This is a genomic window from Streptomyces tendae (assembly GCF_014650435.1).
In the GTDB taxonomy this organism is placed as follows: Bacteria; Actinomycetota; Actinomycetes; order Streptomycetales; family Streptomycetaceae; genus Streptomyces; species Streptomyces tendae.
Genome location: NZ_BMUY01000005.1, coordinates 328,474 through 340,153, shown reverse-complemented (window position 1 = coordinate 340,153; position 11,680 = coordinate 328,474). Strand labels below are relative to the sequence as shown.

The window sequence follows — 11,680 nt, the reverse complement described above, 5'->3', positions numbered from 1 at the left end:
GTCGCGTCGTTCCTCGTAGTCGCTCGTGATTCCTCGTGGCGTCTCGTCAGTGCGAGTGCTCAGCCAGCCGGTCGAGAAACGCGGCCTGCGCCTTCACGATCACCTCGCGCGCCCGGTCGAGCCCGAACCACGCCACCCGGTCCAGCTCGGGGAACTCCTCCGTCCGCCCCGACCTCGGGGGCCACTCCATGGTGAAGGTGCCGGGGACGACCGCCGCCGGATCGAGGTCGGCCGCCACGGCCCAGACCGTGACGACCTTTCCGCCCGCCTGCCGCACCTCGCCGAGCGGCACCGCCTCGCCCTCGGGCGGCGGCAGCCCCAGTTCCTCCCGGAACTCGCGCCGGGCCGCCTCCCACGCCGGTTCCGCCGGGTCGTACTCGCCCTTGGGCACGGTCCACGCCCCGGCGTCCCGGCGGGTGTAGAACGGGCCGCCCATGTGGCCGAGGAGTACCTGGACCTCCCCGCCCGGTCCGCGCCGGTGCAGCAGCAGGCCGGCGCTGCGCCTCACGGGGTCACTCCGGGGTGGGCGGCGAGCAGGGTCTCCACGGTGTCGGCGTCCTCGGGGCGCTTGTCCTCGCGGTAGCGGACCACGCGGGCGAAGCGCAGGGTGACGCCGGCCGGGTAGCGCGTGGAGCGCTGGAGGCCGTCGTAGGCGATCTCGACGACGAGTTCGGGCCGCACGGTCACGCCCCAGCCGTGCTCCTCGACGGCCAGCTCCCCGAGGCGTTCGGTCTGCCAGGCCAGCAGGGCGTCGGTCATGCCCTTGAAGGTCTTGCCGAGCATCGCGAAGGAGCCGTCGGCGGTGCGGGCGCCCAGGTGGAGGTTGGAGAGCCTGCCGGTGCGGCGGCCGTGGCCCCATTCGGCGGCCAGTACCACCAGGTCGAGCGTGTGCACCGGCTTGACCTTCAGCCAGGACGCGCCGCGCCGGCCCGCGCTGTACGCGGCGTCCAGTCCCTTGACGACCACGCCCTCGTGTCCGCGCGCCAGCGTCTCGGCGAGGAACTCCTCGGCGGCACCGGTGTCCTCGGGGCCGTGCACCAGCGTGCGCCGCACCCGCAGCGGTTCGGGGACCAGCCGGGCAAGCTCCGCGTGCCGTTCGGTCAGCGGCAGGTCGAGCAGGTCGCGGCCGTCGACGGAGAGCGCGTCGAAGAAGACGGCGGAGACCGGAACCGCCCGCGCCGCCGTGGCCACGTCGGTGCGGGAGCCCACGCGGCCGGCGGTCTCCTGGAAGGAGCGGGGGCGTCCGTCCGCGTCGAGGGAGATCGCCTCGCCGTCCAGGATGAACCGCTCGCCGGGCAGCGCGAGGGCCGCGTCGGTGACCTCCGGGAGCCGGTCGGTGATGTCGTCCAGGGTGCGGGTGTAGACCCGTACGGTGCCGCCGTCCCGGTGCACCTGGACCCGGATGCCGTCCAGCTTCTCCTCCACGGCCGCGGCCCCCAGCTTGCCGACCGCCTCGGCGACCGAGGACGCGCTGTGCGCCAGCATCGGCAGCACGGGCTGTCCGACGGTGAGCCGGAACCGGTCGAGGGCGCCGGGTCCGTCGGCCAGCAGGGCCTCGGCCACCGTCTGGAGCGACCCGGCGAGCATCACCGCCCGCCGTACGTCCGCCGGGGGAGCGTCCGTCGCCGCGGCCAGGCCCTCGACGGCGGCCGCGTCCAGGGCACCCTGGCGGACCTCTCCGGTGAGCAGCCCGATCAGGAAGCGCTGCTCGTCCTCCGTGGCGGCGCCCATCAGCTCGCCGACCAGGCGGGCCCGCTCGGCCTGCGAACCGGGACCGGAGACCGCGCCGAGCCGGGTGAGCCGGGTGTCCACGTCACGCACGGTCAGGGTCGGTCCGTCGGCCGGCGGCACCCGGCGGCTCAGCACCTTCCAGCCGACGCCGATCCGGCCCTGCGGGAGCCGTCCCGCCAGGTACGGGATGACGACCGGCACGTCCGCCGCCTCCGCCTCCCGGAACAGCTCCGCGAGCAGGACGGTCTTCCGGGACCGCGCCGACGTGGCGGCGACCTCCCGGGACACCTGGGCCAACCGGGCAAGCAGCATGCAGTCATGGTGCACCGGAGAAGGCGGGCGCACACCCCGCGGCTGCCGCGGGATTCCGCGGGCGCCGTATACCGGCGTACTCCCCCCGGGCCCGGGGCCGTCCTCACTCGGCGACGGCCGCGTCCAGGTCCGACATGATCAGGTCGCCGACGACCGCCGACGCCGCGCGGTACCCTCCGCTCGCCGCGTGCACGACCTGCTCGGCGAGGCCCATCGCGTTGCCCGCGGTCCACACGCCGGGCACGCTGGTCCGGCCCGTCGGGTCCACCACGGGGTAGGCGCCGAACGGCGTCTCCTGCAGCTGGGCCCCCAGCCGCTCCATCAGGCCGGTCTGCGGGACCGCCTTCGGCGCGACGAACACCACCGTGCGGTCGTGCGCCGTGCCGTCCGCCAGCCGCACCCCGGTGAGCCGGTCGTCCTCGATGCGCAGGGCGGCGACCTCGCCGGGCACCACCTTGACCCCGGCCGCGGCGAGCCGCCGCAGGTCGTCGTCGGACAGCTCCCGCTCGGCGACCGTGTGCAGGAAGAGCGTCACGTCGTCCGACCAGCCGGACACCATCAGGGCCTGGTGCACGCTGAGCGGGCTGGTGGCCAGGACGCCGAAGCGCTCGTCCCGCACCTCCCAGCCGTGGCAGAACGGGCAGTGCAGCACGTCCCGGCCGTACCGCTCGGCGACCCCGGGCACGGTCGGCAGCTCGTCCCTGAGCCCGGTGGTGACGATCAGCCGGCGGGCACGCACGGTCTCCCCGCCGACCAGCCGTACCGCGAAGTCCTCGTCCCGGGACACGTCCACGGCGCGGTCGCGGACCAGCTCCACTCCGTAGCGCGCGATCTCCTGACGGCCCAGCGCCAGGAACTCGGCCGGGGACATGCCGTCCCGGGTCAGGTAGCCCTGCATGTGGGCCGAGGGCGCGTTGCGGGGCTCGCCGGCGTCGACCACCAGGGTGCGCAGCCGTGAGCGGCCCAGTACCAGCGCGGCGGAGAGCCCCGCCGCGCCACCGCCGACGACCACCACGTCGTAGGTGCCGGTCAGGTCCTTGCTCTGCGTGACGTCCTTGTTGCGGGTCATGGTGACCACCTCCACGTAGAAGGTCGCTCGGACACCGCGGGATTGACAAACTAGTTTGCCGGAACTGCAATAAACGCATGACGACCGCAGACGATGTCCTCGCCGGTGTAGGGCCGCGGCTCCGCCAGGTGCGCAAGGAGCGCGAGGTGACACTGGCGGCGCTGTCCGAGTCGACCGGCATCTCGGTGAGCACCCTGTCGCGGCTGGAGTCGGGCCTGCGCAAGCCGAGCCTCGAACTGCTGCTGCCGATCGCCCAGGCCCACCAGGTGCCGCTCGACGAACTGGTCGGTGCCCCGCGGGTCGACGACCCCCGGGTGCGCGCCAAGCCCATCGTGCGGCACGGCCGCACCCACTGGCCGCTCACCCGCCAGGCGGGCGGCCTCCAGGCGTTCAAGGTGCTGGAGCCCCAGCGGAACGAGGAGCCCGACCCGCGCACCCACGAGGGGTACGAGTGGCTCTACGTCCTCTCCGGCCGGCTGCGGCTCGTGCTCGGCGAGCACGACGTGGTGCTGTCGGCGGGGGAGGCGGCCGAGTTCGACACCCGGGTGCCGCACTGGTTCGGGTCGACGGGGGAGGGCCCGGCCGAGTTCCTCAGCCTCTTCGGCCCGCAGGGTGAGCGGATGCACGTACGGGCGCGGCCCGCGCAGGCGTGACGCCTCGCCCTGTTCCCTGATCGGCAAGCGACCGCTTAGTATGCGGAGGACCCGGTCGGACGACGCAGTCGGTGGAGGCCCCGCATGCAGGCATGGCAGGTGCACGAGAACGGCGAGCCGGGCGAGGTGATGCGCCTCGCGGACGTGTCGCCGCCGACGCCGGGCGACGGTCAGGTCCTGCTCAGGGTCCGCGCCGCGAACATCAACTTCCCGGACGCCCTGATGTGCCGGGGCCAGTACCAGGTCCGGCCGCCGCTGCCGTTCACGCCGGGCGTGGAGATCTGCGGCGAGACCGAGGACGGACGCCGCGTCATCGCCAACCCGGCGCTGCCGCACGGCGGCTTCGCCGAGTACGCCCTCGCCGACGCCCGTGCCCTGCTGCCCGCGCCGGACGCCCTCGACGACGCCGAGGCCGCCGCCCTGCACATCGGCTACCAGACCGGCTGGTTCGGCCTGCACCGCCGGGCCCGGCTGCAGTCCGGGGAGACCCTGCTGGTCCACGCCGCCGCGGGCGGCGTCGGAAGCGCCGCCGTGCAGCTCGGCAAGGCGGCGGGTGCCACCGTCGTCGGCGTCGTCGGCGGCCCCGAGAAGGCGGCCGTCGCGCGCGAGCTGGGCTGCGACGTGGTCGTCGACCGGCACGCCGAGGACGTCGTCGCCGCCGTGAAGGAGGCCACCGGCGGCCGCGGCGCCGACGTGATCTACGACCCGGTCGGCGGCGGGGCCTACGCCCAGTCCGCCAAGGTCGTCGCCTTCGAGGGCCGGATCGTCGTCGTCGGCTTCGCGAGCGGCACCATCCCCAGCCCCGCGCTGAACCACGCGCTGGTGAAGAACTACGCGATCCTCGGCCTGCACTGGGGCCTGTACAACACCAAGAACCCGCAGCTGGTCCAGCACTGCCACGAACAGCTCACCGAGCTGGCCGCGCGGGGCGCGATCAAGCCTCTGGTGAGCGAGCGGGTGCCGCTCGCCGCCGCCGCCGACGCCGTACAGCGCGTCGCCGACGGCAGGACCACCGGCCGCCTGGCCGTCGTACCGGAGAACCAGGACAAGGGAGCCGCCGCATGACCGACGCAGCGGAACTGCGCCGCCGTACCCGTGAGTTGCTCGCCGCGCACCCACCGGCCGCCACGGACCGACTGGACTTCCTCCGGGCCCGCTTCGACGCCGGACTGGCCTGGGTGCACTACCCGCAGGGACTCGGCGGACTCGGTGCGACGCGCTCCCTCCAGGCCGTCGTGGACGCCGAGTTGGCAGCCGAGGGCGCCCCCGACAACGACCCCCGGCGGATCGGCATCGGCCTCGGCATGGCCGCCCCGACCATCCTCCAGTACGGCACCGAGGAGCAGCGGCGCCGGCTGCTGCGCCCGCTGTGGACCGGCGAGGAGGTCTGGTGCCAGCTCTTCAGCGAGCCGGGCGCCGGGTCCGACCTGGCGGCCCTCGGCACGCGCGCGGTACGGGACGGTGAGGACTGGGTCGTCAACGGGCAGAAGGTGTGGACCTCCAGCGCGCACCTCGCCCGCTGGGCCATCCTCATCGCCCGCACCGACCCGGACGTGCCCAAGCACCGGGGCATCACCTACTTCGTGTGCGACATGACCGACCCCGGCGTCGAGGTGCGGCCGCTGCGCCAGATCACCGGCGAGGCCGAGTTCAACGAGGTGTTCCTCACCGACGTCCGCATCCCCGACTCCCGCCGCCTCGGCGAGATCGGCGACGGCTGGCGGGTCGCGCAGACCACGCTGAACAACGAACGCGTCGCTATCGGCGGCACGCCGATCCCCCGCGAGGGCGGCATGATCGGCAAGGCCGCCGCGACCTGGCGCGAGCGCCCCGAACTGCGCACCCACGACCTGCACCAGCGGCTGCTCGGCCTGTGGGTCGAGGCCGAGGTCGCCCGTCTCACCGGCGTGCGCCTGCGCCAGCAACTGGCGGCCGGCCAGCCCGGCCCGGAGGGCGCCGGCATGAAGCTGAACTTCGCCCGGCTCAACCAGGAGATCAGCGGACTGGAGGTCGAACTCCTCGGCGAGGAGGGCCTGCTCTACGACGACTGGACCATGCGCCGCCCCGAACTGGTCGACTTCACCGGCCGCGACGCCGGCTACCGCTACCTGCGGTCCAAGGGCAACAGCATCGAGGGCGGGACCAGCGAGGTCCTGCTGAACATCGTCGCCGAGCGCGTCCTCGGCCTGCCCGCCGAGCCGCGCACCGACAAGGACGTCGCATGGAAGGACCTCGCCCGATGAGCGCACAGCCGGAACCCGCCCTGCTCCACTCGGAGGAGGAAGAGGCGCTGCGCGCCGCCGTCCGGGACCTGCTCACCGACCACTGCGACCCGGCGGGTGTCATCACCCGCACCGAGTCGGCCGCCCCGCACGACGCGTCGCTGTGGAAGGCCCTCGCCGACTCGATGGGCCTGGCGGGCCTGCTGATCCCGGAGCACCTGGGCGGCCAGGGCGCCACCCACCGCGAAGCGGGCGTCGTCCTGGAGGAACTGGGCCGGGCGGTCGCACCCGTGCCGTACCTGACGAGCGCCGTCGTCGCCACCGAGGCGCTGCTGGCCTGCGCGGCGGACGACCTGCTGGGCGAGCTGGCGTCCGCCACCACCGTCGCCGTACTGGCCGTCGGGCTGCACGTGGCGCCGGGCGGCGCCGTCCCGCAGGTACGACTCGAAGCGGGCGCGCTGCACGGCGAGTTGACCGGCATCGCCGACGCCTCCTTCGCCGACGTGCTGCTCGTGCCCGCCGACGACGGCGGCCTGTACGCGGTCGGCGCCGCCGACGCGACGGTCACCGGGCAGGTGTCTCTCGACGCCACCCGGCCGGTGGCGCGCGTGACCCTGGACGGCGCCGTGGGGCGCCGGCTCGGCGAGGCGGGGCCCGCCGTGCGCCGGGCGCTGCGCGCCGGTGCCGGGCTGCTCGCCTGCGAACAACTGGGCCTCGCCGACTGGCTGCTGACCGAGACGGTCCGCTACCTCAAGGAACGCAAGCAGTTCAACCGCCAGGTCGGCGGCTTCCAGGCCCTCAAGCACCGGCTCGCCCGGCTGTGGCTGGAGGTGGCGGGCCTGCGCGCCGCCGCCCGCAACGCCGCCGACGCCCTGGCGACCGGCGTGGACACCGACGTGGCGGTGGCCGTGGCCCAGGCGTACGCGGCCCAGGTCGCGGTCCACGCCGCCGAGGAGGCGCTGCAACTGCACGGCGGCATCGGCATGACGTGGGAACACCCGGTCCACCTGTACCTCAAGCGGGCCAAGGCCGACTCGATCGCCTACGGCGCGGCGGGCGCCCACCGCGCGGCGCTGGCCGAACTGGTCGACCTGCGGGCGCCCTGACGTACCTGCCGCGCACGCGAGTGCGTCCGGTGCCGCGCACGCGGGTGCGTCCGGTCCGGGAAGCCGCCGGTGAAGTGAACGACCGGCGGCGGTCCGGCCAACTCCCCGCACGACTCTGCTCCCCGAGGCCGACGGGACCCCATACTCACTGGGGTCCCGTACGGCACTTCCAGGGAGGCAGAGCATGGCCCTCACCACCCGACGCAGAGCCCTCACCACCCTCGGCGCCGCCCTCGCGGGCGCGGTCGCCCTGCCCGCCGGCACCGCGCTGGCGTCCGAAGGCAGGCACGGGCCGCGCCCGTTGTGGCGCGCGCACGCCCACAACGACTACGAGCACCCCCGGCCCCTCCTCGACGCCCTCGACCACCGCTTCGGCAGCGTCGAGGCCGACATCTACCTGGTCGGCGGCCAACTCCTGGTCGCCCACGACCCCGAGGACCTCGACCCGTCCCGCACCCTGGAGTCGCTCTACCTCGACCCGCTCGCCGCCCGCGTCCGCGCGCAGCACGGCCGGGTCTACCGGCGGGACCGCCGCGCCCTGCAACTCCTGATCGACATCAAGACCGAGGGCGAGGCGACGTACCTCGAACTCGACCGCCGACTGCGCCGCTACCACCACCTGTTCACCTCCTACGCCCACGGAGGGGTGTTCCCGGGCGCGGTCACCGCGGTGGTCTCCGGCGACCGCGCCGCTCGCGCGCCCATGGCGGCCCAGCGCACCCGCCGGGCCTTCTACGACGGCCGCCTCACCGACCTCGGCACCGCCGCACCGGCCTCCTTCGTCCCGCTGATCAGCGACAACTGGACGCTCAACTTCACCTGGCAGGGCGTCGGCGCCTTCCCGGCGGCCGAGCGGCGCAAGCTGCGGGACATCGTGGGCGCGGCCCACGCCCGCGGGCAGCGGGTGCGCTTCTGGGCCACGCCCGACGTGGCGGGGCCCGCGCGGGACGCGGTGTGGGCGGAACTGCTGGCCGCCGGGGTCGACCATCTCAACACCGACGACCTCGCGGGCCTCGAGGCGTTCCTCGACGCCCACCGCGGCGCGTAGGGCGGCCCAGGGACACCACTCGTTCGGAGGACAGGTCAGCCGCACGGACGAACCCTCCGCTACGCCACACTTACGGCCGAACGCCGCGAAGTGGACGTGGCGGAGGAGGTTGACGATGGCCGTTTCCATCTCTGTGGTGCTCTTGCTGTCCATCCTTGCGGTGCTCTTCCTGCGCAACGGCGGGCTGAAGGTCTCGCACGCACTGGTGTGCCTGCTGCTCGGCTTCTACCTGGCGAGCACGAGCATCGCCCCGACCATCAACAGCGGACTGACCGCGACGGCGGACATCGTGGGGAGCCTCAGACCGTAGGGCGGCGGGGACCGGCCACCGCGCCGGTCCGTGCCGGCCCGGTGGGGGACGGGGGCCGCGGCCGGCCGGGCAGCAGCAGGCACAGCGGGACGGCGAGTGCGGTGAGGGCCACCGACCACCAGAAGGCCCGGTCGAAGGCGTCGGCCAGGGCGCCCGGACCGTGGGCACCGAGCGAGGCGTGCTGCAGGACGACGGCGAGCACGGCGATCCCCACCGAGCCGCCGATCTGCTGGGCGACGCGGGTGATGACACCGGCGTCGGGGATCTCCCGGTGGCGCAGCCCGACGTAGGCCGCGCCCATCGGCGCGATCATGGCGGCGCCGAGCGCGAGGCCGCGGACGAACAGCGCGGCCATGAGCGGCGTCCCGCCGGTGCCGCCGGTGCCGGCGGTGACGAAGGCGAACGGCACCGTGGCCACGGCGACGAGGGCGAAGGCGGCGACGGCGACCCGGCGGGGGCCGACGCGGTCCATGTACCTGCCCGCCAGGCCGCGTGCGAGCAGCGCCCCGGCACCCTGCGGGACGAGCAGGAGCCCGGCGCCGAGGGCGTCCTCGCCGCGGACCTGCTGGAAGTACAGCGGAAGCAGCGTCATCGGCCCGTACAGCGCGATGCCGCCCAGGAAGAGCAGGGTGGCGGAGGAGGCCACCGCACGGTGGCGCAGCAGCCGCAGATCGACCAGGGAACCGCCGGGGCGGGTCAGGGACCGGACGGTGAAGCCGCCGACGAGGGCGAGTCCGCCGAGCAGCGGCACGAGGACGGTGGCGCCGGTGAGGCCCGCGCTGCCCTCGACCCGGGACAGGCCGTAGACCAGGGCGGTGACGCCCGGGCAGAGCAGGAGCAGGCCGACCACGTCCAGGCGGACGCGGGGGCCGCCGGGCTCCGGCCGGTCGTCGGGGAGGTTCCGCAGGGCCAGCCATCCGCCGACTACGCAGAACGGGATGTTGACGAAGAACATCCAGCGCCAGTCGGCCAGATGCAGGACGAGGCCGCCCAGAACCGGGCCCAGGACCGGGCCGAGCGCGGTGGGTACCGTGGTGATCGCCATGACCTTGCCCGGATGGCGGCCCTTGGCCGCCTGCATGAGCAGGGTGGCCATGAGCGGCATCATGATGCCGCCCGCCAGGCCCTGGACGACACGGAAGACGATCAGACTCGTGGCGTTCCACGCCAGCGCGCTCAGGACCGAGCCGAGCAGGAACCCGCCCAGCGCCCCGATCCACAGCCGCCGGCCGCCGAAGCGCGACTGGGCCCACACGGCGAGCGGGATGGTGACGAACACCGCCAGCAGATAGCCGGTGCTCACCCACTGGACGGTGGCCAGCGGGGCGTCGAACGCCGTCGCCAGGTCGCCCAGCGCGACGCTGACGACGGTGGTGTCGAAGACGACGGCGAGCGCGCCCACGACGAGGGTGGCCCCGATGCGCCACACGGCGGGGTCGACGCGATCGGGACCCGCCGCGGCGGGCGCGGCCCCGAGGGGGGTGCCCATGATCCCCCACCTCCTTAAGATAGGACGCTCTTTCTTACCTTCGCCGGAGCAGAGTAGGGCGATAGAGTAAGAAAGGCAACTCTTTCCAATTCGAGGGGACGAGGAGATGCGGATGGCGCAGCGGCGCCGCGGAGCGGCACTGGAGAAGGCGCTCCTGGACGCGGCCTGGGACGAACTCGCCGAGCGCGGCTACGCCAGGTTCACCATGGATGCCGTCGTCAGGCGCGCGGGCACCAGCCCGCCGGTGCTGTACCGCCGCTGGTCGCACCGCGACGAACTGGCCCGGGCGGCCGTCGCGCACGCCCTGGAGGAGGCGCGCGTCGACACGCCCGACACGGGAAGCCTGCGGGGGGACGTCCTCGCCCTCATGCGGGAGATCGGCTCCGCCAACGCCCGGCTCGTCATCCTCATGTACGCGCACCTGGCCGGCTACTACCAGGAGACCGGCACCAACCCCGGCGACCTGCTCGACGCTGCGCGCGGGAAGTCCGCGGACGCGCTCGCCGACGTCTACGACCGGGCCGTCGCACGCGGCGAGGCCAGAGCGGAACGGCTCACCGGGCGCGTCAGGTCCCTCCCCTTCGACCTGCTGCGCCAGGAGATCCTCGCGACCCTCGCGCCGGTCCCCGACGACGTCGTCGAGGAGATCGTCGACACGATCTTCCTGCCCCTGGTGCGCTGACGGCCGAGGGGGAGGGGGCCGGGCTCAGGCGTCCAGGACGCGGGAGCGGATGAGGAAGCGCACCCCCTCGGGCGCCTCCAGCGAGAAGCCGCTGCCGCGGCCCGGCACGACGTCCACGATCAGCCGGGTGTGCCGCCATGCCTCGTACTGGCTGCGCGACATCCAGAACTCCACCGGTTCCGCCACGCCCTCGACGGCCAGTTCGCCGAGCAGGACGTCGGAGGCTCCGGTGCGGAACTCGCCGGCGGGGTAGCACATGGGGGCGCTGCCGTCGCAGCAGCCGCCCGACTGGTGGAACATCAGCGGGCCGTGCGCCTCGCGGAGCTGCCGCAGCAGCGCGGACGCCTCGGGGGTCAGCTCGACGCGCGGGGTCTCCTCGTATGTGTCGCCCATACCGCGTATGCCAGCACGGGGAACGTTGCGAGTGCGTTGCGCGGTGCCCGTGACGGTCGGCCGCGTCCTGCGCAAGGTACCTCTTTTGACATACCTATCCGACCATATCTATTGTCTCGGGGTGACCGACTCCAGCACCCCTCGCCGGGACATCGACCGCGTGGCCTCCGGGCTCGCGGCGTGCCTTCCCGCGCTGCACCGGGCGCTGGACCGACAGGTCACCGCCCGGTACCCGCACCCCAAGCCCCCCGAGGGGCAGCTCGCCCTGCTGCGGTTCGTCGCGCAGCACGAGGGCGCCACGGTGCGCGAGGCCGCCGAGGCCCTGCTGATGAAGCCGAACAACGTCAGCGCCCTGGTCTCCCAGCTCACCGAGCGGGGCGACCTGGAGCGCCGGCGGGACAGCGACGACAAGCGGATCGCCCACCTCCACCTCACGGCCACGGCCCGTGAACGGGTGTCCGAGGTGCGGGAACTGGAGACCGCGTTCATCCGCCACGCCCTGACCTCCCTCACCGAGGGACAGCAGGGCGCGCTCGGCTCCGCCCTGGACGCCCTCGACGCGTTGACGCGGCACCTGCATCACGGCGTCCGCTGACCCACGCGCACGGCCTCGCGGCGATCGCTGAGCCACGTGCCCGTCCTCACGGCGTGCGCTGAGCAGGCGC

The 11,680-nt window shown here is 74.0% G+C and carries 13 protein-coding genes; 8 read left to right on the top strand and 5 right to left on the bottom strand.

Annotated elements, in window-relative coordinates; genetic code table 11:
* Positions 1 to 46: 46 nt before the first annotated feature.
* The 3 genes from IE258_RS16320 to IE258_RS16310 all read right to left on the bottom strand — a co-directional run bounded on the left by IE258_RS16320 (position 47) and on the right by IE258_RS16310 (position 3,112).
* The gene (locus IE258_RS16320; RefSeq protein WP_159324682.1) at positions 47 to 508 is read right to left on the bottom strand and encodes an NUDIX hydrolase; all 462 of its coding nucleotides are present in this window, start codon (positions 506 to 508) and stop codon (positions 47 to 49) included.
* Positions 505 to 2,043 carry an ATP-dependent DNA ligase gene (locus IE258_RS16315; RefSeq protein WP_189744107.1) on the bottom strand — a complete coding sequence of 513 codons (1,539 nt, stop codon included), beginning with the start codon at positions 2,041 to 2,043 and terminating at the stop codon, positions 505 to 507. Before IE258_RS16315 ends, IE258_RS16320 begins: the two co-directional genes overlap by 4 nt.
* 103 nt (positions 2,044 to 2,146) lie before the next feature.
* Positions 2,147 to 3,112, bottom strand: a complete 966-nt coding sequence (locus IE258_RS16310) for an NAD(P)/FAD-dependent oxidoreductase (protein ID WP_189744105.1) — start codon at positions 3,110 to 3,112, stop codon at positions 2,147 to 2,149.
* Between the two features lie 77 nt (positions 3,113 to 3,189).
* Here IE258_RS16310 and IE258_RS16305 point away from each other — a divergent pair, with 77 nt between their 5' ends.
* The 6 genes from IE258_RS16305 to IE258_RS16280 all read left to right on the top strand — a co-directional run bounded on the left by IE258_RS16305 (position 3,190) and on the right by IE258_RS16280 (position 8,451).
* Positions 3,190 to 3,765, top strand: coding sequence for a helix-turn-helix domain-containing protein (locus tag IE258_RS16305; RefSeq protein ID WP_189744103.1), 576 nt, complete (start codon positions 3,190 to 3,192; stop codon positions 3,763 to 3,765).
* An 84-nt stretch (positions 3,766 to 3,849) separates the two neighbouring features.
* Complete coding sequence (locus tag IE258_RS16300) at positions 3,850 to 4,830, top strand: NADPH:quinone oxidoreductase family protein (RefSeq protein WP_189744102.1); 981 nt, start codon at positions 3,850 to 3,852, stop codon at positions 4,828 to 4,830.
* Positions 4,827 to 6,008: an acyl-CoA dehydrogenase gene (locus tag IE258_RS16295; RefSeq protein WP_189744099.1), complete on the top strand. Its 1,182-nt coding sequence runs from the start codon at positions 4,827 to 4,829 to the stop codon at positions 6,006 to 6,008. The genes IE258_RS16300 and IE258_RS16295 overlap by 4 nt, the downstream gene beginning before the upstream one ends.
* Positions 6,005 to 7,093: an acyl-CoA dehydrogenase family protein gene (locus IE258_RS16290; RefSeq protein WP_189744097.1), complete on the top strand. Its 1,089-nt coding sequence runs from the start codon at positions 6,005 to 6,007 to the stop codon at positions 7,091 to 7,093. The genes IE258_RS16295 and IE258_RS16290 overlap by 4 nt, the downstream gene beginning before the upstream one ends.
* A gap of 184 nt (positions 7,094 to 7,277) precedes the next feature.
* Positions 7,278 to 8,141: a phosphatidylinositol-specific phospholipase C/glycerophosphodiester phosphodiesterase family protein gene (locus IE258_RS16285; protein ID WP_189744095.1), complete on the top strand. Its 864-nt coding sequence runs from the start codon at positions 7,278 to 7,280 to the stop codon at positions 8,139 to 8,141.
* Positions 8,142 to 8,256: 115 nt separating this feature from the next.
* On the top strand, positions 8,257 to 8,451 hold the full coding sequence (locus tag IE258_RS16280; RefSeq protein ID WP_003977636.1) for a hypothetical protein: 195 nt from the start codon (positions 8,257 to 8,259) through the stop codon (positions 8,449 to 8,451).
* Here IE258_RS16280 and IE258_RS16275 read toward each other — a convergent pair.
* Entirely contained in the window at positions 8,441 to 9,940 is a 1,500-nt protein-coding gene (locus tag IE258_RS16275; protein ID WP_189744093.1) for an MDR family MFS transporter, read from the bottom strand. The two genes, IE258_RS16280 and IE258_RS16275, sit on opposite strands and share 11 nt — an antisense overlap.
* A 112-nt stretch (positions 9,941 to 10,052) precedes the next feature.
* Here IE258_RS16275 and IE258_RS16270 point away from each other — a divergent pair, with 112 nt between their 5' ends.
* Positions 10,053 to 10,622, top strand: a complete 570-nt coding sequence (locus IE258_RS16270; protein WP_189744091.1) for a TetR/AcrR family transcriptional regulator — start codon at positions 10,053 to 10,055, stop codon at positions 10,620 to 10,622.
* Positions 10,623 to 10,646: 24 nt separating this feature from the next.
* Here the strand turns inward: IE258_RS16270 and IE258_RS16265 are convergent, their stop codons facing one another.
* Positions 10,647 to 11,015: a DUF779 domain-containing protein gene (locus IE258_RS16265; protein ID WP_189744089.1), complete on the bottom strand. Its 369-nt coding sequence runs from the start codon at positions 11,013 to 11,015 to the stop codon at positions 10,647 to 10,649.
* Positions 11,016 to 11,136: 121 nt separating this feature from the next.
* Between IE258_RS16265 and IE258_RS16260 the strand changes: the two genes are divergently transcribed.
* A complete protein-coding gene (locus IE258_RS16260) occupies positions 11,137 to 11,610 on the top strand; it encodes a MarR family winged helix-turn-helix transcriptional regulator (RefSeq protein WP_189744087.1) in 474 nt (157 codons plus the stop codon).
* The last annotated feature ends 70 nt before the right edge of the window (positions 11,611 to 11,680 follow it).

Excerpts from the sequence above, each read along its gene's own strand:
- IE258_RS16315 (WP_189744107.1), bottom strand. The coding sequence starts at position 2,043 with ATGCTGCTTGCCCGGTTGGCCCAGGTGTCCCGGGAGGTCGCCGCCACG.
- IE258_RS16310 (WP_189744105.1), bottom strand. The coding sequence starts at position 3,112 with ATGACCCGCAACAAGGACGTCACGCAGAGCAAGGACCTGACCGGCACC.
- IE258_RS16305 (WP_189744103.1), top strand. The coding sequence starts at position 3,190 with ATGACGACCGCAGACGATGTCCTCGCCGGTGTAGGGCCGCGGCTCCGC.
- IE258_RS16300 (WP_189744102.1), top strand. The coding sequence starts at position 3,850 with ATGCAGGCATGGCAGGTGCACGAGAACGGCGAGCCGGGCGAGGTGATG.
- IE258_RS16295 (WP_189744099.1), top strand. The coding sequence starts at position 4,827 with ATGACCGACGCAGCGGAACTGCGCCGCCGTACCCGTGAGTTGCTCGCC.
- IE258_RS16290 (WP_189744097.1), top strand. The coding sequence starts at position 6,005 with ATGAGCGCACAGCCGGAACCCGCCCTGCTCCACTCGGAGGAGGAAGAG.
- IE258_RS16285 (WP_189744095.1), top strand. The coding sequence starts at position 7,278 with ATGGCCCTCACCACCCGACGCAGAGCCCTCACCACCCTCGGCGCCGCC.
- IE258_RS16280 (WP_003977636.1), top strand. The coding sequence starts at position 8,257 with ATGGCCGTTTCCATCTCTGTGGTGCTCTTGCTGTCCATCCTTGCGGTG.
- IE258_RS16275 (WP_189744093.1), bottom strand. The coding sequence starts at position 9,940 with ATGGGCACCCCCCTCGGGGCCGCGCCCGCCGCGGCGGGTCCCGATCGC.
- IE258_RS16270 (WP_189744091.1), top strand. The coding sequence starts at position 10,053 with ATGGCGCAGCGGCGCCGCGGAGCGGCACTGGAGAAGGCGCTCCTGGAC.
- IE258_RS16265 (WP_189744089.1), bottom strand. The coding sequence starts at position 11,015 with ATGGGCGACACATACGAGGAGACCCCGCGCGTCGAGCTGACCCCCGAG.